The organism is Streptomyces buecherae (assembly GCF_014295035.1).
Lineage (GTDB): Bacteria > Actinomycetota > Actinomycetes > Streptomycetales > Streptomycetaceae > Streptomyces > Streptomyces youssoufiensis.
The window spans coordinates 6,032,934-6,055,639 of sequence record NZ_CP060404.1; the positions used below are offsets into that span (position 1 = coordinate 6,032,934).

Consider the following 22,706-nt stretch of genomic DNA (forward strand, 5'->3'; position numbering starts at 1 on the left):
GGGTCCGGAAGGCGACACCCGCGGCTGTGTCGGGCGTTGCACCGCCGTGCGGTGGTCGGCGCGTCGCCGTGCGGTGGCTGGCGCGCCGAGGTGGCGGTCGCGGCCACCGCGGCGTGCCCGGGTCTCGGGGTCCGCGAGTGGTGGGGGGTGTGCCGCGCGTCGTGGGGTGACGCGCGGCACGGGTTCGACCCAGCCGGGCTGCGGGGAGCAGCCCCGTCGGTCGGTCCTGGGGTGTGAGGCCGTGGGGTACGGGATCGGCGAGTCGAACCGTCCGCAGCTTCGATCAGTCGCCCTGAGCGCAGCAATCCGTAGTGGCTACCCAAAGAGCGGGCGGCGGCGGAGGACCCGCTCCGCCCCACCCGTACCGGCGGTGAAAGCTATTTCTAGGTGGTCGCCCCCTATTGCTCCCGCGCACGCCGCCGGGTAGACCACCTGCTCACGGGCTCGAAAGCCCGCCCGGGTGGCAGGGCCCGTGGCGTGGAGGGGGAACTGTGAACGAGGGTGCCTTCGCCGCCGACGCGACCGGGACCGGGGCCGGGACCGGAACCGGGGCCGGGACCGAAACCGGGACTGGGACCGACGGGCCCCGCGCCGAGTCGGCCCGTACCAACGAACCCCGTAGCGACGAATCCCGCGCCGTCGCCACCCACGGCGATGACGCCGCTGCCACCACCGCCGGCGACGACAACCGGGCCGGCCCTGACGCCGCCCGGGCCGGGCTGGTCGGGCGGGGCGGCGAGCTGGCGCGGTTGCGCGCGGCGCTGCGGCGCGCGCCGTCCGTGGTGGTCGTGCGCGGCGAACCCGGCGTCGGTACCTCCCGGTTGGTGGCCGAGGCGCTGGCCGACCCCGCCGCCGGCGACCGGGTGCAACTCCGCGGCGCCTGCCCCGACCTGCGACAACCCGCTCCGCTCGGGCCGATCCTCGACGCGCTGGCCGGGTTGCCGTGCCGCCCGGACGTGCCGCTGCCGCCGGTGACCGGCGCGGTCGCCTGGGCGGTGCCCGAACTGGCGCAGTGGCTGCCCGAACCGCCCGCGCCCACGCCCCACCCGGCGGACCGTCCTGGCCTGCTGCGCCGCGCGATACGCGCCCTGCTGGCGGCACAGGGGCCCGTGGTCCTCGTCGTGGAGGACGTGCACGCGGCGGACGAGGCCACCCGCGACCTGCTCCACCACCTGCTGGCCGACCCGCCCCCACACCTGCGCCTGGTCCTCACCGAACACCACGCCCCCGGCCTGCCCCGCCTCGGGCTCCACGCGCCCGGACACGTCCCGGTCGAGGAGATCACCCTGCGCCCCTGGACGGTCGACGAGGTACGCGACGCCGCCGGGCGCTGGCTGGGGGAGCGGGCGGCCGAACCCGAACTCGTGGAGCTGCTGCACGCCCGCACCCGCGGGCTGCCCGGCGCGTTCGAGGCCCTGCTGCGCGGCGTCGGCGACCACGCCACGGCGCCGGACTCCCTCGTGGCCGCCGTACGCGAGGTCGGGGTGCCCGCGCGGCTGCGCCGCGAGCTGGCCCGACGGCGCGAGTGGCTCACCGACGACGCGCGACACCTGGTCGAGGCCGCGGCGGTGATAGGCCGGCCGGTGCCCGTCGACGTACTGGCCGAGGTGGCGGGCCTGACCCCCGACCGCGCGGAGCGGGCCGTCCACCTGGCGCTGCGGCGGTCGGTGCTGCGAGCGGAGGGCCCGTGTCCGGCGTTCCGGCACCCCCTGGACCGCCAGGCCGCCCTCGACGAGGTGCCCCCGCCCCGGCTGGCCCGGCTGAGCCTGCGCGCGGCCCGCGCCCTGCACCGCGACGGCCGCCTGGTGCCGCTCGCCGACCTGGCCGGCCTGTACCTGGCGGGCGGCAGGGCCCGCGAGGGGTTGCGCTACCTCACCGCCGCCGCCGACCGGGCCGCCGCCGACGGCGACTACGCCGCCGCCACGCACCTGTACACCCGCGCCATCGACCACGACCCGCGGCCCGCCGGCCGCATCCGCGCCGCCGCCAAGCTGGCCCGTACGGCCCAACTCGCCCGGGCCGACGAGCGGGTGGTGAACGCGGTGCGCCGGGTCCTTGACGAGGACGACCCGCCGCCCCAACTCCGCGGCGAGATCCGCCTCCACCTCGGTGTCCTGCTCCGCAACCAGAGCGGCGGCGCGCTCGACAGCCTGGCGGAGATCGCCCGCGCCATACCCGACCTGGAACAGACCGACCCGCAGACCGCCGCCCGCGCCATGCTGGTCGCCGCCATCCCCTCCATCAAGGGCTGGCCCATCGGCCGCCACCGGGCCTGGCTGGAGCGGGCCGAGACCTTCGCCGAGCAGGTCACGGACCCGGTGGCGCGCGCGGCGGTAGCCGCCAACCGCGCCACCGCGCTCATGCTGCTCGGCGACCACCGCGCGTGGGCCGCGGCCGACGTGCTGAGCCAACCGCCCGGCTCGGCCATGGAAGCCACCCAGTACGCCCGGGGTTGGACCAACCTCGCGCACGCCGCCACCGCCCTCGGCCACACCGCCCGGGCGTGGGAGTTCCTGGAGCGGGCCGCGGCCGGCCTCGCCGACTCCAGCAGCCCGTACGTGGAGGGCCTGACCCAGACCGCGCGGCTCGTGCTGTCCTGGCACGAGGGCCGCTGGGACGACCTGCACGCCGCCGCCGACCACACCACACGGCTCTACCGCGAGATCCCCGACCTGACCGCGGAGGCCATGCTGGTACGGGGGTTGGCCGCGCTGCACGTGCGCGGCGACGTCCCGCACGCCCGCCGCGACCTGGCCGACGCCGCCCGCATCACCTGCTTCGACACCGGCTTCATCCTCACCGCGTCGGCCGCCGCCCTGGCCCGCGTCCACTTGGAGGCCGGGCGCCCGGGCCAGGCGAGCGAGGCGGTCGAGGCCACCCTGCACCGACTGGAGCGGACGGGCGGCTGGGTGTGGGCCACCGAGGTCGTCCCCACCGCCGTGGAGGCCCTGCACGGCAGCGGCCAACCCGCCAGGGCCCGCCAACTGGTCGAGGACTTCGCGGCGGGCATCCACGACCGCGACGCCCCGGCCGCCCGCGCCGCCCTCACCGTCGCTCGGGCCCTGCTGGCGGAGGCCGACCACCGGTACGACGAGGCCGCCACCCTGCTGGCCCAGGCGGCGGATGACTGGCGCCGCCTCCACCGCCCCTTCGACGCCGCCCGGGCCACCGAGGCCAGGGGCCGCTGCCTGCTGCACGCGCGGCAGCCGCGCGAGGATCGGGAACGCTCCGCCGGACCCGGGCACGCCGACCAGGAGCGACAGGCCACGGGGCGGGCCACGGAGCGGGCCGCCGGGGAAGAGGCGGAGGGGCAGAAGGCGGCCGTCGGCATCATCCTCGGCGCCATCGAGGCGTACCGCGCACTCGGCGCCCGCTGGGACGTCGCCCGCTGCCACCGGCTGCTGCGCCGCCACGACATCGTCACCACCCACCGCCGCGGCCGACTCGGCTACGGCGACCAACTCTCCCCCCGCGAACAGGAGGTAGCCCGCCTCGTCGTCCAGGGCCGGGCCAACCGCGACATCGCCGAGAGCCTGGTCCTCTCGCCCCGTACCGTCGAACACCACGTGGCGAGCATCATGCGCAAGCTCAACGTCACGTCCCGTACGGGCATCGCCGCCGCCCACCTGGCCGCCCACGCCGCCCGGGAGGCGTGAGCGGCGGCCTGCCCGCCCGCGCCCCGGGATGCCGGGGCGCGCCTCCGGGAGCGGGTCCGGGCCGCTGGCTGGGCCCGCCGGCCGGACTCGTCGGCAGGACTCGCTGGGCCGACTTGCTGGTCTGACCTGCCGGTCGGGCTTGCCACTGACGCCAGTGCGAGCTTCTAGCGTGACGGGCGTCGGTGTCGGTCGGGGACGGCCGGCACCACCCCGATCTCACGCCCGGCCGGCCGAGACCGTCGCGTGGAAAGGCAGCACGTCATGCGCGCGGTCCGCTATCACGAGTACGGCGGTGCCGAGACCCTCGTGGTCGAGCAGGCGCCGACCCCCACCCCGGCCCCGGCGAGATCCGCGTCCGGGTGGCGGTGGCCATCGTCAACCCCGTCGACTGGAAGGTACGTTCCGGCGCGGTGCGCGACCTGCTCCCCGTGGACCTGCCCGCGATCCCCGGGCGCGACGCGGTGGGCGTGGTGGACGAGATCGGCGCGGCCGTACGGGGCGTGAGCATCGGCGACCGCGTCTTCGGCCTCGGCGGCGTCACCGGCGCCACCGCCGAACTGGCCGTCCTCTCCGCCTGGGCCCACGCCCCGGCCACCTCGAGGGCTGGGTGTCGTTGCGTGGCGGCTTCGCGCATGGGGGTGGGGATAGCCTGGGGAGTCTGGTGAGTGAGGGGGAGTGTTATGGGTGTTCTGCGGGACTTGGGTGGTAGGTCGAAGTTCGCGGAAGTTACAAGAAACCGGGGTGGCGCGCGGTAAAGGTGCAGGTCAGTTGCCCTGGTCCCCGCGCGTGCGGGGATGGACCCAACGCATGGTCGAACGACGGAACCCCCGCGCCCTGGTCCCCGCGCGTGCGGGGATGGACCCAGGAAGGACCCTCCCGCCGCCAGCGGGTGGAACTGGTCCCCGCGCGTGCGGGGGTAGACCCCTTGTCATGCCGACGGGTGCCCGCGTGGAACACTGGTTCCCCGCGCGCGGGGATGGGCATGCGAGAACCCGAGCCTGGCCTCCCGTATTCGCCCCCGTGCAGGCAGACCAGCGAACTACGAGCCCGAAACGAACGCCTTTGTCTCGGCAAGCGCCGCGTCCCACGGAAACGGACGCTTCTGGCCCGGCTCGTTGAGAACGAACCCGCCGTCCCCGTACAACACGCTGACCCCTACCGCACGCAGCTCCGCGACGGAGCGTGCGAACTGGGGATGCTGGGCGTACGCCGAGTTCACGCACGGCATCGTGATCAGCGGAATGCCCTTGCCGATGCCCTCGGCTACGACACCCACCGGAAATGACGAGGTCAACCCTAACGCCCAGGCGTTGATGCTGTTCATGGTGATCGGGGCGAACAGGATGGCATCGGCTCTGGGCCAGACATCAGCCTCACCCGGGCGCTTGTACCGAGACCGTACGGGGTAGCCGGTCAGCTCTTCCAGCTCCGCCGCCGCGTCCGCCAGCCAGTCCGCAGCGGTCGGCGTCAAGCCCGCGCACACGTCCCACCCGTCAGCCTGTGCGCGGTGCACGATCCGAGGGAACTCCGCTACGGGTGGGGCAGCCGCGCCGAACAGGTACAACACGCTCGTCATGCGGAGCAGTCCACCACGTACGCGCGCTCCCCGGCTCGCAGTTGGCGTAGGTGCCGCCCACGGGCTGGAGTACCGTTTCCGGTAGTAGCAGGTGCACGCGAGGAGTCGCGAGGAGTCGCAGTGACCGACAACGAATCCCTGCCCATCGGAGCACTGGTTCAGCGCGCTCGAAAGCAGCGCGGACTGTCGCAGCAAGGTCTGTCCGACGCGTCCGGCGTATCCCTCTCCCTCATCCGCAAGCTGGAGCAGGCAACAGTTACCGATACGCGCATGGAAACTGTGCGCCGTCTGGCCACTGCCTTGCGCATTTCCACCAACAGCCTGATCCCCCAGGAACCGCGCCCCTCGGAATCGACGTCAGAGCCCTGGCGTCCGCTCCAGCAGGCTATTGAATCGCCCCCCGCGCAGATCGATGAGGAGCCCTCGCTGTCGGGCATCACGGATTCTCTCGGCGAGGTCCGGGCAGCGTACTTCGGAAAGCAACTCGGGCAGTTGTCCACGCTTATCGGGCCGATTCTTCGGGACGCCGACGCGCTGGATGACACCGAGCACGAAGCGCGTGCGGCTCGGTCGTATCTCCTGCAGATCGCGGGATCAACGCTCACCCAGGCGCGGCAGTTCACGGCCGCGGAGACGGCACTTCGGCGAGCCCTTGACGACGCCCCCGACCGGCTGAGGGCCGCGTCGATCATCACCACCTGGGCCTGGTTGCTCGTACGACAGGGGCGCTTCACGGAATCCGCCGAGCTGGCGATTCGGTGGGCGGACGATATCGAGCCGCGCATGTCCCGGGCCACCCCGGACGAACTGGCGGCATGGGGCTGGCTGTTGGTGCAGGCGTCAGCCGCCAGCCTGCGGAACGCGCGCCCCGCCGACGCTCACGACACTATGCGACTCGCACGGTCAGCGGCCGTCCTGACCGGCCGAGAACTTCCGGCCGGCGATACGCGCCTCGCCACCTGGGGGCCATTCACCGTGGCCTACAAGAAGGCGGAAAAGGGAATCGTGACCGACAAGCCGGATGACGTACTCGCCACGGCTGAGCGTTTGGCCAAGGCGAATCCCCCCGCCGGGACCGAATACGACCGGCACCGGCTCGATGTCGCAAAAGCGCACCTCATGCTGCACCGTTTCGGCGAGGCATTCGATGTGCTGTCCGAGGTGCACCGACGGTCACCAGAATGGACCGCTGAACAACGGTACGCCCAGGACATCATGGTCGATGTCATCGACGGAAGGCGCACGCTCACGCCGGAGATGCGCACACTGGCCGTCGCCCTGCGCGTGCCGATGTAGCGCTCGTTGGCACATCGCTCGCGTGTTCTGAGGAGGTGACACTGAGTCACCTTCGCGTCGGGTCCTACGGTCGGTCATCACGCGATTACCCCTGATGACGCCGGAGGCTGCGCCATGCCCATCGGAGCCGAGTACACCTCTCCCTCGCCCTATGACTGGGTGCCGCCTGGGGGCGGGGTGCGGTGGACGCGGGTGGGTGAACTGGGTTGGCACGCGCTGTCGCTGCCGTGCTACCTGGGGAACCGAGTCTTGGCGGGGCTTGGGGAGGCGAGCGGGGCGGTCATCGAGGAGGACGTTCCGGCACGGCTGGTGTGGCTGATCGAGCCCAAGGCCCCGGCCGTGCAACACCTCGGCGACCACGAGGAGATCACGCTGGCCGGTGATGACGGGTCGTACCTGTTCGTGCCGGGCATGGCCCGTGCCCGCCTGGTCTGGTGGCGCATCCCCCCGAGCCCGAGCCGTCTCCTGACCGACGCCGGTCGGCTGGTCGAGGCCATCGCCGTACTGCGCCCGGGAGTTCGTCCGTGACCCACCCCGACTGGTCCCCGCCACCCAGCGACACCGTCTCGCTGCTGCCCGCCGGCCGGGACTGGGATGCCGTACGCGCCGACGCCGCCACCGCCCGCTGGGCCTTCCCCATCCTCAACGGACCGCACGAGAGCGCGGCCATCGTGGACCCCTACACCTGCTCCACCTACTGGCTCCTACCGCCGGGCGAGGCACACGACTTCATCCACTGGCAACGCCTACACCCCCACGTGGCCGTGCTCCCCGCCAGGCCGGGTGTGCATTACGTTGGCGTGCCGCCCGTGCATCGCCGTACGGGCCCGGGGTTGCACTGGCACGTCCCGCACAACTGGTCCGGCCGCTACCTCACCGAACCCGCCTACCTCGCCGCCGCCCTCACCCCCGCCGTCCACGCCGCCCACGGCCCCCACACCAACCGGTAACCGCCATGACCCACCGACGCCGCTACCGCTACGCCGAAATGAACCTGGCTCCCGATCCGGCAGCCGATCCGTACACCGCCCGCGCCACCTGCCTCACCTGCGCCGACCAGTCACCGCAACCCGAACCCTCGGAGTCCATCACCGGCCAACACCAGCGGGCTCAGCGCTGGTGTACCAGCCATGCGGCCCGCGATCACCCCGACGGACGCCACCTCCGCTACACCGCCCACGTGACCTTGCGGTGGCTGGTTACCCCCGCCGAGGACATCGGGCCTGTCGCACCGTAGGCGAGTGGAGGGGGCAGGTGATGAGGCGTGCAGGCGCGCGACTTGGTGAACCGTCCATCGATGGCCACGCTCCAAGAGGCTGCTGTTGGCGTCCGGCTCACGTGCGGAGCGGCTTGCGGATACGCTGCGAACACCGTCTTGCCGGGAGGTTGAGGTGGGCATTACGTCGAACTTGGGTGATAGGTCGGAGTTCGCGGAAGTTGCAAAAAACCGGGGTGCCGCGTGATAAAGCCGCAGGTCAATTGCTCTGGTCCCCGCGCGCGGGGATGGGCCCCGCATCAACCAGACGATCTTCGATCTCCTGGTCTGGTCCCCGTGCGCGGAGGTGGACCCCGCGCCGCGATCTCGCGTGGGCCTCTACAACCCTGGTCCCCGCGCGCGGGGTTGGACCCGTCGTCGCGACCACCTTGCCTTCGAGCCGCCCCTAGTCCCCGCGTACGCGGGGATGGGCCCAACTCCGCAGCATCATCCGAGACGGAGCCGACCTGGTCCCCGCGCGCGGGGGTGGGCCGCCCGCCGACGGTGGCGGCAGCAACAGGCACAGGAAGGCTGTCGATGGCCAGCCCGCGTGGGACGAGCCGACACACATGGCCGCTACCCTGCCCGCATGATTCGAGCGGTGGTCTTCGACGTCGGGGAATGCCTCGTCGATGAGACGCGGGAGTACGGCACCTGGGCCGACTGGATCGGCGTGCCTCGACACACCTTCGCGGCGACGTTCGGCGCGGTCATCGCCCAGGGCCGGGACTACCGGGAGACCTTCCGGGAGTTCCAGCCAGGCTTTGACCTCTACGCCGAGCGTGAGCGTCGTGCTCAGGCCGGCCAGCCGGAGCACTTCGGGGAAGAAGACCTCTACCCGGACGTACGGGTCACGCTGCGTCAACTACGCGCTTACGGCATGTGGTTGGGCATTGCGGGAAATCAAACCGTGCGAGCTGGCAAGATCCTGCGCCAGCTTTTCACCGATGACGTGGATCTCATCGGCACTTCGGACGACTGGGGTGTTTCAAAGCCCGCCCCGGCGTTCTTTCAGCGTGTCGGCGAAACCGTTCCCTTTGGCGCGGCGGAGATCCTGTACGTGGGTGATCGCGTCGACAACGACATCGCCCCCGCCCGGCTGAGCGGCATGCACACAGCCTTGGTGCGTCGCGGGCCCTGGGCCACCATCCAATGGATGAGCGAAGACGCGCGGAAACTCCCGACCCTTCGGGTCGAGAGCCTTCGCGAGCTACCAGGCGCGATCACCCGCTTCAACGCGCGAGAGCACTGACCGTCATGCCCCAGTCGTACAGGCGATCGTCAAGGGCGCGCACGCACGCCGCGTCCTTCCACGGCGCCAGCGCGCGGCGTGCTTCTTTGACGCGGTCCATGCCAGTCGCGTACCAGGCGAGCGCGAGTTGATCGAGCGCACGGCACGCCGCTTCGCACGCCTCGTCCGGGCGACCTGCCGTCGGAGTCCATCACCGGTCAGCATCAGCAGCTCAACGCTGGTGCACTAGCCACGCGGCCCGCGACCATCATGGCCGCCACCTGCGCTACACCGCCCACATCACCTTGCGGTGGTTGGCCACTCCCGGTGAGGGCATCGGGCCCATCGCGCCGTAGGCGGGCGAAGGCGGGGAACGTGAGGTGTCGTTCAGGCGCACGTCGCAGTGAACCGCCCATTGGTGGCGGGAAGTTGCGTGCCCCAAGAGGCTGGTGTTGGCGTCCGGCTCATGCGCGGAGCGGCCTGCGGATACGCTGCGAACACCGTCTTGCCGGGAGGTTGAGGTGAGCGTTATGCCGGGCTTGGGCGATAGGTCGGAGTTCGTGGAAGTTGCAAAAAACCGGGGTGCCGCGCGATAGACCCGCAGGTCAATTGCTCTGGTCCCCGCGCGCGCGGGGATGGTCCCCGCGCCCCGGCCGGGAAGCCGGGACGCGGGGCCGGTGCGGTTACTGGTCCCCGCGCGCGCGGGGATGGTCCCCCGCTCGATCAGCAGAGCCGTCCGCTCATCCTGCTGGTCCCCGCGCGCGCGGGGATGGCCCCCAGCCGCCGCCAAGCGCTGTCCAAGCCATCACACCCCCACCGCCCCCGCAGTTACATCGTGGCCCGGTCCGAGGTGGCATGCAGCGAACCAAGCAGACTGAGCGCCTGGGCGCTGGGGCTGGCGGGTTCGGCCTGGTAGACGACGAGTTGTTGGCCGGGGGCGTCGCGTACGTCGAAGGTCTGGTAGGTGAGGGTCAGGGCGCCGACATCGGGGTGGAGGAAGTGCTTGGCGTCCTGGGTCTTGCCGCGCACGGCGTGGGTGGTCCACAGGTGGGTGAAGTCCGTGCTGTGCTCGGTGAGGGTGTGGACGAGTTCCCGCAGCCGCGGGTTGTCCGGGTCGAGGCCGGCCGCCTGGCGCAGGTGGGCCACGGTGGCCTGCGCCGTGCTGTTCCACCGCGAGTAGACCTGTCGTCCCGCCGGGTCGAGGAAGACCATGCGGGCCAGGTTGTCCGCCCGCTCGAAGGGTGAGTGCAGGGCCTCGGCCAGGGTGTTGGTCGCCAGGATGTCCAGGGTCCGGTTGATGACGAACGCCGGGGCGCCCGGGTAGCCGTCCAGCAGTTGGCGTAGGGCCGGGGTGACCCGGTCCGTGGTGTGGGTGAACTGGTTGCTCGGCGTCGTCCCAGCCAACCGGTGCAGGTGCGCGTACGCGTCGGAGTCCAGCCGCAGCGCTCGGCCGAGCGCGTCGAGTACCTGGGCCGACGGGTGGCGTTCGCGGCCCTGTTCCAGGCGGGTGTAGTAGTCCGCGTTCACCCCGGCCAGGACGGCGACCTCCTCACGGCGCAACCCGGCGACTCTGCGGACGCCGTAACTCGCCATTTCGACATCCTCCGGCCGCAGTGCCGCTCTGCGTGCGCGAAGGAACTCTCCCAGGTGGTTGTCGGCCATGTGCTCAGGCTAGGCCGCAAGGGCGGTGTGTTGCCTGGGTGTGCCGCACCCAGGCAACACACAACCTGGTCGGCGCCCCTCGACCTGCCCAGACTCGGTCGAGCAGACAGGCCCACGGGCCATGGACGAGGGGAGTTCGTCATGACAGGGGACACGGCGGAGGGCGATGCCGACGTGGTCGGCATGTGGGTGACCGCCGATGGTCACATCCGCCAGGAGTTGCGGGCGGACGGCCGGTACGACGAGGCCCGAGGCGACCGCGACAGCGCGTACACGGGCCGCTACACGGTCACCAGCAGCCACATCGACTACGTCGACGACTCCGGGTTCACCGCGACGGGCGACATCCGTGACGGTGTGCTCTACCACGAGCACCTGGTGCTCTACCGAGGGGAATCACAGGCATGACACACGCAACCAAGGTCGTCGCGGTCACCGGGGCGAGCAGCGGAATCGGAGAGGCGACCGCCCGCCGGCTGGCCGCCGACGGGCACAACCTGTTCCTCGGCGCACGACGTACCGACCGACTCGAAGCCCTGACCAAGGAGATCACCGCCACGGGCGGCAGCGCGGCGTACCGGCGGCTGGACGTCACGGACGCCGCCGACGTACGGGCCTTCGTGTCCGCCACCCGCGAGCACTACGGCCGAGTGGACGTGGTGGTCAACAACGCCGGAGTGATGCCGCTCTCGCCGCTGGAAGCGTTGAAGACGGACGAGTGGGACCGGATGATCGACGTGAACGTGCGGGGAGTGCTGCACGGTATCGCCGCCGCCCTGCCCACGATGCGCGCCCAGGGTGGCGGGCACTTCGTGAACATCGCCTCTGTCGGCGCGTACGAGATTTCGCCCACTGCCGCCGTCTACTGCGCGACCAAGTTCGCCGTACGCGCGATCTCCGAGGGGCTACGCCAGGAGTCCACCGGCGACATCAGGGTCACTCTCGTCTCCCCGGGCGTGACCGAGTCCGAACTCGCCGACACCATCTCCGACCCCGTGGCCCGGGAGGCCATGCGGACCTACCGCGCCGTGGCCCTACCCGCCTCCGCCATTGCGGACGCCATCGCCTACGCCATCTCCCAGCCCCCACAGGTCGACGTCAACGAAATCATCGTCCGCCCGGCTGCGAGTGCACAGTGAGTCCCGGTGGTGGTGTTCGTGTCGCCCGTGGGCGATGTCGACCGCGCTGATGCTGGTCTGCACGGACTCGCCCCGGCCCGCCTTGTGACACGCGACTTTCTGAGGGACGGGAGCCTTGGCGCTACGTTGAGGCGGGTCCAGCCTCCTCGCCTCGGTCGCCGGTTCGTACGCCGTCCGGGTCTGCGTGCTGTGCCTGGCCTGACGCATGTCGCGTCAGCGGGCGGCCGAGTGAACCGGGCGCCATCGGCAAGCAGTTGTGTGCCTCTGGGGGCGCGGCTGGTGTCGGCAGTCGGGCTACTCGTGGGGTGGACTGCGGATAGGCTGCGAGGGTTGGCTCATCGAGAGATTGAGGTGAGCAATGTGCCGGACTTGGGCGATAGGTCGGAGTTCGTGGAAGTTGCAAAAAACCGGGGTGCCGCGCGATAAAGCCGCAGGTCAATTGCTCTGCTCCCCGCGCGCGCGGGGAGAGACCTTTCTGGCTCGGCGGCAAGGATCACTATCTCGCCTGGTCCCCGCGCGCGCGGGGATGGACCCCCGACTGGCCCCCGCACGAGGGCGCCTGACCCTGGTCCCCGCACGCGGGGATGACCCCAGGCCGGTGAGCCTCTGACCGTCGCCGACGCCCTGGTTCCCGCGCACGCGGGGCACCCCTCACCCATCCACCCCCTCCCGACACACATCCCGCACCTCGCCCAACGGCTGGAACCCGGCCGACGCGTACGTCGCCACCGCGCCGACGTTGGACGTCGGGGTGCTGACCAGTGCGCTGGAGGAGCCCAGCTCCCGCAGGGTGACCGCGGCGGCGAGGGTGATGGCCTTGCCGTAGCCGCGGCCTCGGTGTTCGTGGTGGACGCCCATCGGCTCCAGCACTCCGGGCTTGCCCGGGCCCGCCGACCAGACCGTCACCGTTGCCACCGCCTCGCCGTAGGCGTCGTACGCGAGCAGGCAACGGGCGTCGGCGTACGGCAGGCCGGCGGCCATCGCGCGCCAGCGGTCGGGCGTGAACGTCGACCCGCCGAACGACGCCCGCTGTACGTCGGCCCGTTCCCGCGCCCGTTCCGGGCCGACCACCTCGATCCGTACGCCCGGGTCCTCCACCGGCTCCGTGAGGTCGCGGCGCAGTGGTGTCCACGGCTCGTCGGGGTGCCAGTCCGCGTCGAGCAGCAGGTCCTGGAGCACCGCGTCCATCGGGGCCTCGACGCACACCCGTTCCGCCGGCAGGACGCCGCGTTCCGGCGTGGACAGGTCCGTGACCAACTGTCGCCCCAACTCCTCGTCGCCCCGTACGTCGGGCGCGGTCGTCATGCGCAACAGGGTGGGGCCGTCCAACAGGCCCACAGCGAGCAGCCGCCCGCCCCGTCGCCAGGTCCGTACGGCGGCGGCCGTGGCCTCGGCGCCGAACCGCCAGTACCAGCCCAGGTCCCCGGGGTGGAGTTGCATGGCCGCCCCGTCCTCCTGCCATTCCCGCAGCACGGCCACGGCCTCGCCCAGCCCGTCAACGTCCGGTGTGCCCAACTCGATCGCCATGGCGTCGATCCCACACCACCGCGCCGAGCGCGCGCACCTGGATATCGGCCGGCGAGTCTCGGTGCCGGCGTCACCATGGAACCGGCCCGACTTCCAGCCCGTGTCAGGCGGCCCGCGACCGGCCGAACAGTCGCGATCCGAGCGGGAGTTGGGTGTCGAAGCCGGGGAGGATGAGGAACGTCGCGCTGGCGGTCGTGGTGGTGAAGGGCAGCAGCGCGTCGGAGGTGTCCATGTGGGTGAGGGTGGCGGTGAAGGTCCGGAGTTCGTTCTGGAAGCTGATGAACAGCAACCCGGGGGCGGGGTCGTCGATGCCGTACGAGCGGCGGAGCATGAGGCCGACCCCGACCGCGGTGGCGTGCGCCCGGCGCGCGTGGGCGTTGGCGGGGACGAGGTAGCGCCCGTCCGGCGTCTTGGCCCCGAGGCGCGGGCCCGAGGCGGCGCTGCCGCCGGAGAGTGGGACGCCGCTGGCCCGGCGCCGGCCGAAGACCGCCTCCTGCTCGGCCACGGACAGGGCGGCGAACCGTGGCAGGTCCAGTTCCATCCGGCGCAGCACGGCGAGGGTGCCGCCGGCGACCTCGGGGGGCCCGGCCAGCCACAGGTCGCGTCGCCGCTCGGCGGCCGTGTGCGGGCCGATGATGCCGTCGACGAAGCCGAGCGGGTTGCGGGGCGCGGTGCGGCCCTCGCCGACAAGCACGTTCGCACCGCGGCGCGCGGACTGGCGCCAGCGCTCGCGGACGCGGTCACCGGCCTGGTCGGCGAGCGCGGCGGCGACGACCGGGAGGAGCGTCGGGTCGCTGGCGCAGATCTGGAGCAGCAGGTCGCCGCCGTCCGCCCCGGGGGCGATCCGCTCGCGGGAGAAGCGCGGCAGGTCGGTCGCGCCGGGCAGCGAGGCGCCGGCCGCGCGCACCAGCCGGGGGCCCACGCCGACGGTCACGGTGAGGTCGCCCGGCTCCAGGCCGAGGAGTCGCGGGTCGGTTCCCGTGGTGAGCGTGCGGATGGCCCGGCCGAGGTCGGCCAGGAGCGGGCCCGGAGCCGCGCCGGTGTCGAGGTCGGCGACCACGGCGAGGAGGTGGGGTTGGGCGGGCTCGGGGAGCGTGATGCCGGCCTGGTGGCGGCCCGTCGCCGAGACCGGCGCCGGCGTGGCCGCCGAGGTGGGGGCGTGCCGGCCCGGCTGGGCGGAGTCCGCCGTGCAGCCCACGGTCAGGCCGGCGGCCACCAGGGCGCCGGTGGCGTCGAGGAACGTACGGCGGGACGGCTGGCGGTCGGCTCGGCGGCGCATGGCGTGCACAGTGCCACACCCGGATCGCGCGCGCTGGTCAACCGGGCTTTTCCGGGGAGGAATTGGGGGCACCGTGCCAGACTGGGATCATGCCTCGATTAGCTTTTCGCGTGTGGGCGGCGGTAGTGGGCACGCTGACGCTGGTGGCCGGCTGTGGCGGTGGCGGTGACGGTGGTGGCGGCGACTCGGGCGAGGGCCGACGCCCGGCCGGCGCGCACGTGACGATCCGCGTACCGGCCGACGCCCCGACGATCTCGGCCGCGGTCTCCCTGGCCCGCCCCGGCGACCTGGTGCTGGTCGCCCCCGGCGTCTACCACGAGTCGGTGCGGATCGACCGGCCGCGCGTCACCCTGCGCGGCGTCTCGCGGGACAAGGTCGTCATCGACGGGCGGTTGCGGCAACCCAACGGCGTCCTCGTCTCCGCGCCCGGCGTGGCCGTGCAGAACCTGACCGTACGGAACAACACGCAGAACGGGGTCCTGATCACCGGCTCGGCGAAGGCCGCCGCCGGCCTGCCGGGTACGGGGGACGGCTACGACACCGGCGACGAGCCCGTCACCTTCCTGAAGTCGTTCCTGGTCTCGCACGTGACCGCGACCCGCAACGGCCTGTACGGCATCTACGCGTTCTCCGCCCAGAACGGCGTCATCGCGCACAGCTACGCGTCGGGCGGCGCCGACTCGGGGATCTACGTCGGCCAGTGCAAGCCCTGCAACATCGTGGTGCGGGACAACGTCGCCGAACTCAACGCGGTGGGTTACGAGGGCACCAACGCCAGCGAGGACATGTACGTGGTCCGCAACCGCCTGGTCGGCAACCGGGTCGGGCTCACCACCAACTCCAACCACCAGGAGAAGCTGCTCCCGCAGAAGGGTTCCGTCATCGCCGGCAACCTGATCGCCGCCAACCAGCAGGCGGCCACCCCCCAGCAGGCCGACGGCGGGTATGGCATCGGGATCGGCATCGACGGCGGCAGCGACAACCAGGTCGTCCGCAACCGCGTCGCCGGCCACCGCAACGCCGGGCTGGTGCTCACCGCGACCGCCGACATCCCCACGCTCGCCAACCGGATCGCGGACAACACGTTCACCGACAACGCCGTCGATGTCGGCTGGACGTTCCCCACCGCGACCCCGCGCCGGGGCAACTGCCTGCGCGGCAACGAGCTGCGCCGCACCGTGCCCGCCCGGCTCGCGACCACCGCGGCCTGCCCGGTGCCGGCCAGGACGTCCTCGCCGACCGGCACGTGGAGGGCGCCGACCGCGCCCGGCGGCATCCCGTTCACCGAGGTCGCGGCGCCCGCACCGCAGCCGCAGTTCCCCGACGCGACCACGGCGGGCGCCACCACCGTGCCGCCCGTCCCCGCCCTGCCGAAGACGGCGGACATCCCGCTGCCGCCGGTGTCCCTGCTCGCCGCCAACGCCCGGGTGCGACTGCCCTGACCGGCGGTTACCGGGTCGGGGCGGCCGTGGGCAGGGGCTTGACGGGCACGTACGGGTGGGTGTCGAAGTCGATGACGACCGGCTCCGGTTGCGACTCCACGGTGACCCGGACCCGGTGCGGGGTGCCGTCGGAGTCGATCCAGTAGCGCACGTTGCCCGCCGTGCCGGAGCGGTCGGGGGACGACGGCCCGGTCATGACGTCCACCCGTTCCCCGTTCACCCGCTCCCGCCCCCACCAGGCGGCCCCGTTCTGCGCCAGCAGTTCGGCGTTGTCGGGGCGGTCGCCGCCGAGGCCCAGCGCGATGGACAGGGCGGTGTCCAGCGCGCTGCCGGACGCCAGCGGCGGGCGGTCGTGCCAGCCCGAGCGGGGCGGCGACGCGGGGGCGTGCGCCGGGGCGTCCGCCATCGGGTGGACGCGCACCGAGGTGGGCGTCCACTGGATCAGCCCGTCACTGGACTCGTTGCGCCCGGTGCCGTGCACGACGCCGTAACCGACCTTGCGCCGGTAGTCGACGGCCCCGGTGACGGTCAGCTCGCCGGCGGCGCCCGGCACGGTGATCGTCACCGCGCGGCCCCGCGCCTCGTAGTTGCGGAACCGGGCCATCGCCAGCCGGCTCGCCTCCTCCGACGTCAGCGCGCGCGGGCCGTCGCCGCCGGAGTCGTCGTCGGCGAGCAGGAGAACGGCCACCGCGACCAGTGCGGCCACCCCCACCACCGCGACGCCGATGACGATCCAGGGCCGGCGCGACCACGGCCACCGACGCCGGCCGGCCGGACGCCCCGGAGAGACCCTGCGGGGGCGCGCGCTCCGCACGCGGTTCGACGCTGACACTTGCCCATTCACCCTTTCGATCACCCCACCGCCCTACCTCCGCGAGCACGCGGCGGGACGCGACGGTCAGGTGGCTGACGACATCGAGGCCGACCCTCGTGGACCGACGACATCGAGGCCGACCCTCGTGGGCCGACGACAACGAGGCCGGTCCTCGTGGGCCGGCCGGGACGTGAACCGCCCGCCCGCGCCTTTCGGATCGCGGACGGGCGGATCACTGATGCGTGGTGCGCTCAGTGCTGTCGGGTGCGCCGGTGCCGGGTCACGTACGCGATGACCAGGCCCGAGCCCACCAGCAGGCCGACGAGGCCGACCAGTTCCGGCACGCTGGACGCGCCGGTGTCGGCGAGCGAACCGCCGCCGCCGTCCTGGGCGCCGCCACCGCCACCGCTACCTCCGCCGCCCGGTCCGCCGCCGCCGTTCGGGCCCGGGTCGTTGCCGGGTGGCACGGGCGCGGGTGGCTTGGTGTCGGTGGGCGGAGTCGGGGTCGAGGTCGGGGGCGATGTCGGAGTCGAGGTGGGCTCCGGGGTCGGCGTGGGCGTCGGGGTCGGAGTGGGATCGGTCGGAGTGGGGGTCGGAGTCGGGGTCGGGGGCGGCGTGTCCTTCGGGATGTACACGCCGGCGTCGATCGTGTGGTCGACCCCGCCCGGCTTGTCCGGCGCCGTGACCGGCGCGTCGCCGGTGCACAACGGCCCGGTCTTCGGCGGGGTGACATTGGAGTCGTGCTTGCGGTTGGCCCCGGCGCGCGGGAGCGTGAACCTCAGCTCGTCGGCCGAGGGCTGCTCGGGCACCTCGCTGGTGTCCGCGGTGCACACGTCGAACCGCACCGTGTACTTGGCGCCCCGCGTGAGTTCGTACTCGGCCCCGACACCGCCGAAGTAGTACTCGCCGGCGTCGTTGGTCGTGGTCGTGGCGACCTGCTTGCCGTCCGCGTCCAGCAGGCTGACCGTCGCCCCCGGCAGCAGTACGTGCCCCGGGTCCTGGATGCCGTTGTGATCGCCGTCGAACCACACGACGTTGCCGATCTGGATCGGTGCGTTCGCCGCCGCGTACGCGATGTCACCGAGCCCGCCGGCCTTGCCGAAGCCGCCCTGCCTCCCGCTGACGAACTCGTACCCGTTGGCGTTCGGGGCGTTGCCCGGGCCTTGACCGGTCGTGATGTCGAAGTACCCGGTTCCGGAGGTCGCGACGTCGACGACCGGGTCGAACTCGGTGCTGGCCACCCACTGTTGCTGCGGGATGTAGGCCACCGAGCCCAGCGCCGTCTCCTGGTGGGCGGTGGTGTAGAAGTCGCCCGGGAAGTACTCGACCACGCCGGCCGCCTGACCGCCGCTGTTGGCGGCGGTGGCGTGGTTGGGGCAGCTTCCGGTGCCCTCCCACTGGTACTCACCGGTGGGCGTGGCGCAGACCATGGTGATGTCGCCACCGGACATGCCGTTCTCCGGCGTGTCGTCCCCCGGTCGGGGGTCGAGGCCGCCCCAGCCGAGTACGTCCATGAACCGGTCGCGGAAGCCCAGGATCATCGAGCCGTCACGGGCGAAGGCCATCGACGACAGCTCGGGCTGCGGGTCGATGAACACGTTGCCCTGCTTGCGGTCGTCCCAGGTGCCCAGGCTGGTGTTCCACGGGTTCCAGTGGGTGCCCTTGTCGTCGCCCGCGCCGAAGACACTGCCGCGTACGGCCGTGAGCGGGTGGCTCAGCACCGTGGAGAACCGCTTGCCGTCGTACGTGGCGACGACCGCCTTCAGGTCGGCGCGCTTCTGTGTGCTCTCCGCGCTGCACACGCCGCCGACGTACAACGTGTTGTTGTGCGTCTGGAGACCGAACGGCCGCCAGTCGTCGGCGCTCGCGCACCCGGGGTCCGGGATCGGGACCGTCGCCTTGGGCTTGTCGGCCGTCTCACCCGTCGCGTCGAAGCTCACCAGGCTGCGGGTGCGCAGGTTCACCGCGTACAGCGTCGAGCCGTCCTCCGACAGGGCCAGGCCGCCGATGCTCTCCTTGCCCGGCGCCTCGGTGAACCCGGGGTCCTTGATCATGTTGGCGCTGTCGTGCCGCGTCACCGCGGCGTCCGGTACCTCGGCGAAGAACTTCGGCGCGCCCGAGCCGTCGGCCGGCACCGTGTAGATCGCGCCGCCGCCCTTCGGCCCGTACGCGGCGTAGCGTCGCGCGAAGGCGCTCTGGAACAGCCGGCTCTTGTCCGTGTCGTACGCCAACCCGAACGTCGTGCCCACCTGGTCCTGCGTGGCCAGGGTGGTCGGGCAGGCCACGTTGGTGGGGCACGTGCCCCGGGACTTCGTCCCGAACGCCACCAACGCCCGGGTGTCCTTCCCGTTGGGCCCGTTGTGGACCGGCACGAAGTACCGTGAGTCCGGGAGCGCGTAGTCCGCCGGGTTCCACACCCCCGTCACCACCGAGGCGTCCTTGCCGCCCGACACGTTCACGAACGACGTGAAGCTGTCGAAGTGGTTCTCCGCCGTCGACGCGGGCGCCGCCCGCAGGTACTTGCTGTACGGGGCCGGAACGGTGACGTCGACGCGGTACCGACCGCCCTCCAGCTCCGTCGACCCCTCCACCACGACCTTCCCCGTGGCATCCGTGACGCCGTTGACGACGTGCCCGTCGCGGTCGGTGACCTGCACCTTCATGCCCCGCTGCGGCACGTCCATCGTCGCGTTGACCACGCCGGTGCCGAAGAAGTCGCGCAGCACCTGGACCGTGAGCGTGCCGTCGTCGGCCGAAGCGGCGGCGGGCCCCGTCGTCGCTCCCACGGCGCCGCCGGCCAGGAGGAGAACGGACAGACCGATGCGCGCCGATGGCTCTCTGAGCCTTCGGGCTAACCGGCGTGAGTCTCTGCCGACTCGGTTCATGGCATCACACTCCACACTTCTCTTGTCACTTCTCTTGACGTGACACTTCTGTCGTGAAAACGAAGCGCCCGCTTCTCGCTACGCATCCACTTCATGACCTCAGGCGCGGACGCCGGCCGCGAACATCAGGGCAGAAAAAAGGGCCCACTGACGTTGCGTGGACCGCTTTGTGATGACTGTCCGGGTGTATTGCGGACGGGATGTCAGCGTGGCAGACCCGGAAAAGCAAAACGCGCGTTCACGACCCCGGGCCGACCCGTCCTGGGTTGAGTCTTCCTGCAGCTCAGCCACGGTGCCCCCACCCCGCCCCCACCCTCACTGACCGCCATCGCGAGCAGCGCGCGACAGCTTATCCCCGGTTTACTGCCGCCACCAGCGAAACTCCTCTTTTCCGTCGGCCTCTTCGACGCTCTTGTGGGGGCGGAGAATGCCGCCCGGAAGAATGTGCGACGGTGCGGTGATGGCCGAATGTGAACCGGTCGGTCCGCGCCGCCCGACAGGCGCACTGAAAGCCCGCGCGCCACGCGAACACGGGCCCGGAGCCGTCTCCCCCGGAGGTTCGGCGACCGGCCGGCCAGCGGTTTTCCGCGTTACCCGCTCGACCGCGGGCGATGGATCGCCCGCGGGGTGGGCCTGTCGCGGCCGGCTGGTGGTGCCGCCATCCCGTACACGGACTTGCTGATTGTCGTGCGACGGCCGCCAACTTACCTCGTACCACCGGGCGTTGTGGCCGACTTTCGGACACGCTGTGCGGTGTGCATGCACGTTTCTTCAGTCGGGGCGATCGTTTCCGGGGGCGGTTGGGCGTGACGGCCCACACCGGAGGAGTGAGTGGTGAGGCGAGGCGCAGTCGAGGCAACATCCAGGGCGGCCACCGCCGACGTTGATCGGATCTCGTCCGGTCGACCAGGTTCGGTACGGCGGTGAGCGTCGGCCGTGGCGTTCTGGCCCGCCGTCCAGGGGGTCGCGTCAGCCCGCGATCAGGCGCAGTGCCCGCTCCGTGTCGGCGAGGTTCGGCAGCGTCTGCGTCGCGCCCGCCGCTGCCAGGTCGGCCGCGCTCGTGCGGCCGGTCGCTACGCCGATGACTCGTACGCCGTGGGCGAGTCCGCCGCGTACGTCGGCCGGGGTGTCCCCGAGGAGGACCGCGTGCTCGGCCGGGGTGTCGGAGCGCCGCAAGGCGACGCGTACCAGGCCCGGTCGTTCGTCGGCGTCCTCACCGAACGACCCGATGTCCAGGTCCAGTTCGCGCTGCAGGTCGAACGCCGACAGTTTCACCTCGGCGGCCGTGCGGATGTTGCCGGTCACGACCGTCTGCCGAACCCCCGGGCGCTGGGCCAGGGCGTTGAGGAGCTGGCGGGCGCCGGGCAGGGCCTGGCCGCGTACGCGCAGTTCGGCCGCGTGTCGTACGTGCGCCGCGCCCAAGGCGTGCGCGAACCTCTCGAACAACTCCCGGCTGTCACGCACTCCATGGAGCCGGGCTGTCTCGCGGAGGATGACGGGCTCGGTCAGTCCCTCGATGCTTGCCCGCTCGCGCAGTTCGACGCCTGTGACCTCGTGGAACGCGGTGGCCCACAGTTCGCGCCCCATGCCACGCGTGTCCACGAGAGTGTGGTCGATGTCCCAGAGCACCAGCAGTCCTGCGGGCATCGCCGCGTCACCGCCACGTCGTCGCGTCGGAGTACCGTTTTGGTGTCGAGTCAGAACGGAGCTCAGTATGCCCGAGGCCCCTGGCACCATCGGCCAACGACTGCGAATCGCCCGGAAAAGGCGCGGCCTTTCCCAGAGCGAACTGGCCAATGCCGCTGACCTATCCGTCTCCACCGTGCGCAAGCTGGAGCAGGGTGAGCGGACCGACGTGCGGTTGGAGACCGCTCACCAACTCGCTCGCGCGCTCGGCGTCACCACGACGCATCTGCTCACCGAGGCGCCGACACCCTGGCAGCCGGCGATCCCTGAAGACATCTGGCGCCCTACCGTCGCGGCGCTGGCGGCGCCACCCGCTCAACCACCCGAGCCGCCGACAACAGCGGGGGTCTCCGGTGCCCTGGCAGGCGGGCGGGCGCTGTTCGCGACAGAGCGGTACGACTCTCTCGGCGGAATGCTCCCCGCTCTCATTCGCGATGCTGGCGCACTCGACGATTCCCAGCCAGCGCGCCGGTTGCGATACCAGGTCATGCAGCTCGTCACGTCATTCCTCGCTCAACTGCGGCATGAGGTGGCGGCCGATGCCGCGCAACGCGCGCTGGAGCTCGCCACGGACGAACTCGACGGTGGCGCGGCGGTCGTCGCTGAGTGTGCGCCGATGCTACGACGGGGCCGGCTCGCCGACGTGGCCGAGTTGGCCACTCGATGGGCCGACGACATCGAGCCGCGGATCTCCCGTGCGAGGCCGGAGGAGTGGGCGGTCTGGGGCGGTCTCCAACTGCGCATCGGCGCCGCATCCGTACGTGACAACCGCAAGCAGGAGGCCGCCGACGCCCTGCAAATGGCGCACATCGCGGCGGTCGGGCTCGGTCGTGAGGTGATCAGCGCCCCGGACTACCTGCGGCACTTCGGGCCAGTGACGGTGACCCACCAACGGGCCGAGCACGCCGCCATCCAGCGACGGCCCGATCGCGTACTGCGGCTGCACAGCGCCGTACGGGAGTGGGTTCCCGCACAAGGTGGCGGGAAGAGCGGCAGGTGCCGGCATCTGCTGGACGTGGCCGACGCTCACCTCCGGCTGCGCGACGAGGCACGCTGCGTACGGGTACTCCAGCAGGTGCGGGCCGAGGCGCCACAGTGGATCGTCGCGCAGCGCTACGCGCAGGACATCATGGGGCGCGTCATCGAGCGACGGCGGACGCTCACTCCCGAAATGCGCGGACTCGCCGATGCGTTGGGAGTGCCGCTGTAACGCTCCGTGGCACAACGCGGTAGCACCTCGTCAGATTGCCCTTGAGGC

17 protein-coding genes and 2 pseudogenes are annotated in these 22,706 nt (G+C 71.9%); 11 read left to right on the forward strand and 8 right to left on the reverse strand.

Annotated features, from left to right (window positions below; translation table 11 throughout):
• Positions 1-491: 491 nt before the first annotated feature.
• Positions 492-3,656, forward strand: coding sequence for an ATP-binding protein (locus tag H7H31_RS23915; RefSeq protein WP_232110050.1), 3,165 nt, complete (start codon positions 492-494; stop codon positions 3,654-3,656).
• A gap of 261 nt (positions 3,657-3,917) precedes the next feature.
• Positions 3,918-4,252 (forward strand): annotated as a pseudogene (locus H7H31_RS23920) (alcohol dehydrogenase catalytic domain-containing protein); the annotation flags it as partial.
• A gap of 443 nt (positions 4,253-4,695) precedes the next feature.
• Here the strand turns inward: H7H31_RS23920 and H7H31_RS23925 are convergent.
• Complete coding sequence (locus H7H31_RS23925; protein WP_187064581.1) at positions 4,696-5,232, reverse strand: flavoprotein; 537 nt, start codon at positions 5,230-5,232, stop codon at positions 4,696-4,698.
• 120 nt (positions 5,233-5,352) lie between these two features.
• Between H7H31_RS23925 and H7H31_RS23930 the strand changes: the two genes are divergently transcribed.
• The 5 genes from H7H31_RS23930 (at position 5,353) to H7H31_RS23950 (ending at position 9,035) form a co-directional block, all read left to right on the forward strand.
• The gene (locus H7H31_RS23930; protein WP_232110051.1) at positions 5,353-6,528 is read left to right on the forward strand and encodes a helix-turn-helix domain-containing protein; all 1,176 of its coding nucleotides are present in this window, start codon (positions 5,353-5,355) and stop codon (positions 6,526-6,528) included.
• Positions 6,529-6,642: 114 nt separating this feature from the next.
• Positions 6,643-7,056 (forward strand): hypothetical protein, encoded by a 414-nt coding sequence (locus H7H31_RS23935; RefSeq protein ID WP_187064582.1) that lies wholly within the window; start codon positions 6,643-6,645, stop codon positions 7,054-7,056.
• Entirely contained in the window at positions 7,053-7,478 is a 426-nt protein-coding gene (locus H7H31_RS23940) for a hypothetical protein (protein ID WP_187064583.1), read from the forward strand. Before H7H31_RS23935 ends, H7H31_RS23940 begins: the two co-directional genes overlap by 4 nt.
• Before the next feature lie 5 nt (positions 7,479-7,483).
• Positions 7,484-7,765 carry a DUF7848 domain-containing protein gene (locus tag H7H31_RS23945; RefSeq protein ID WP_187064584.1) on the forward strand — a complete coding sequence of 94 codons (282 nt, stop codon included), beginning with the start codon at positions 7,484-7,486 and terminating at the stop codon, positions 7,763-7,765.
• A 607-nt stretch (positions 7,766-8,372) separates the two neighbouring features.
• A complete protein-coding gene (locus tag H7H31_RS23950) occupies positions 8,373-9,035 on the forward strand; it encodes an HAD family hydrolase (RefSeq protein WP_187064585.1) in 663 nt (220 codons plus the stop codon).
• Here H7H31_RS23950 and H7H31_RS34320 read toward each other — a convergent pair.
• Positions 9,016-9,210, reverse strand: a pseudogene (locus tag H7H31_RS34320) (transcriptional regulator); the annotation flags it as partial. The gene H7H31_RS23950 and the pseudogene H7H31_RS34320 overlap by 20 nt on opposite strands.
• Positions 9,211-9,842: 632 nt before the next feature.
• Positions 9,843-10,676, reverse strand: a complete 834-nt coding sequence (locus tag H7H31_RS23955) for a helix-turn-helix transcriptional regulator (protein WP_187064586.1) — start codon at positions 10,674-10,676, stop codon at positions 9,843-9,845.
• 141 nt (positions 10,677-10,817) lie between these two features.
• Between H7H31_RS23955 and H7H31_RS23960 the strand changes: the two genes are divergently transcribed.
• Both H7H31_RS23960 and H7H31_RS23965 read left to right on the forward strand, forming a co-directional pair.
• Complete coding sequence (locus tag H7H31_RS23960; protein WP_187064587.1) at positions 10,818-11,084, forward strand: Atu4866 domain-containing protein; 267 nt, start codon at positions 10,818-10,820, stop codon at positions 11,082-11,084.
• Complete coding sequence (locus H7H31_RS23965; protein ID WP_187064588.1) at positions 11,081-11,815, forward strand: SDR family oxidoreductase; 735 nt, start codon at positions 11,081-11,083, stop codon at positions 11,813-11,815. The genes H7H31_RS23960 and H7H31_RS23965 overlap by 4 nt, the downstream gene beginning before the upstream one ends.
• 651 nt (positions 11,816-12,466) lie before the next feature.
• On the opposite strand, the gene H7H31_RS23970 is transcribed toward H7H31_RS23965, so the two are convergent.
• The gene (locus H7H31_RS23970) at positions 12,467-13,342 is read right to left on the reverse strand and encodes a GNAT family N-acetyltransferase (RefSeq protein ID WP_187064589.1); all 876 of its coding nucleotides are present in this window, start codon (positions 13,340-13,342) and stop codon (positions 12,467-12,469) included.
• A 103-nt stretch (positions 13,343-13,445) separates the two neighbouring features.
• The gene (locus H7H31_RS23975) at positions 13,446-14,621 is read right to left on the reverse strand and encodes a Dyp-type peroxidase (RefSeq protein WP_187064590.1); all 1,176 of its coding nucleotides are present in this window, start codon (positions 14,619-14,621) and stop codon (positions 13,446-13,448) included.
• Positions 14,622-14,710: 89 nt separating this feature from the next.
• Between H7H31_RS23975 and H7H31_RS23980 the strand changes: the two genes are divergently transcribed.
• Positions 14,711-16,063: a right-handed parallel beta-helix repeat-containing protein gene (locus H7H31_RS23980; protein ID WP_187064591.1), complete on the forward strand. Its 1,353-nt coding sequence runs from the start codon at positions 14,711-14,713 to the stop codon at positions 16,061-16,063.
• A 7-nt stretch (positions 16,064-16,070) separates the two neighbouring features.
• Here the strand turns inward: H7H31_RS23980 and H7H31_RS23985 are convergent, their stop codons facing one another.
• The 3 genes from H7H31_RS23985 to H7H31_RS23995 form a co-directional block, all read right to left on the reverse strand.
• The gene (locus H7H31_RS23985; RefSeq protein WP_187064607.1) at positions 16,071-16,751 is read right to left on the reverse strand and encodes a hypothetical protein; all 681 of its coding nucleotides are present in this window, start codon (positions 16,749-16,751) and stop codon (positions 16,071-16,073) included.
• Positions 16,752-17,128: 377 nt separating this feature from the next.
• Complete coding sequence (locus tag H7H31_RS23990) at positions 17,129-19,663, reverse strand: SdrD B-like domain-containing protein (protein WP_232110052.1); 2,535 nt, start codon at positions 19,661-19,663, stop codon at positions 17,129-17,131.
• Between the two features lie 1,068 nt (positions 19,664-20,731).
• Positions 20,732-21,409: an HAD family hydrolase gene (locus tag H7H31_RS23995; protein ID WP_187064593.1), complete on the reverse strand. Its 678-nt coding sequence runs from the start codon at positions 21,407-21,409 to the stop codon at positions 20,732-20,734.
• Positions 21,410-21,476: 67 nt separating this feature from the next.
• Here H7H31_RS23995 and H7H31_RS24000 point away from each other — a divergent pair, with 67 nt between their 5' ends.
• A complete protein-coding gene (locus tag H7H31_RS24000) occupies positions 21,477-22,658 on the forward strand; it encodes a helix-turn-helix domain-containing protein (protein WP_187064594.1) in 1,182 nt (393 codons plus the stop codon).
• Positions 22,659-22,706 lie beyond the last annotated feature (48 nt).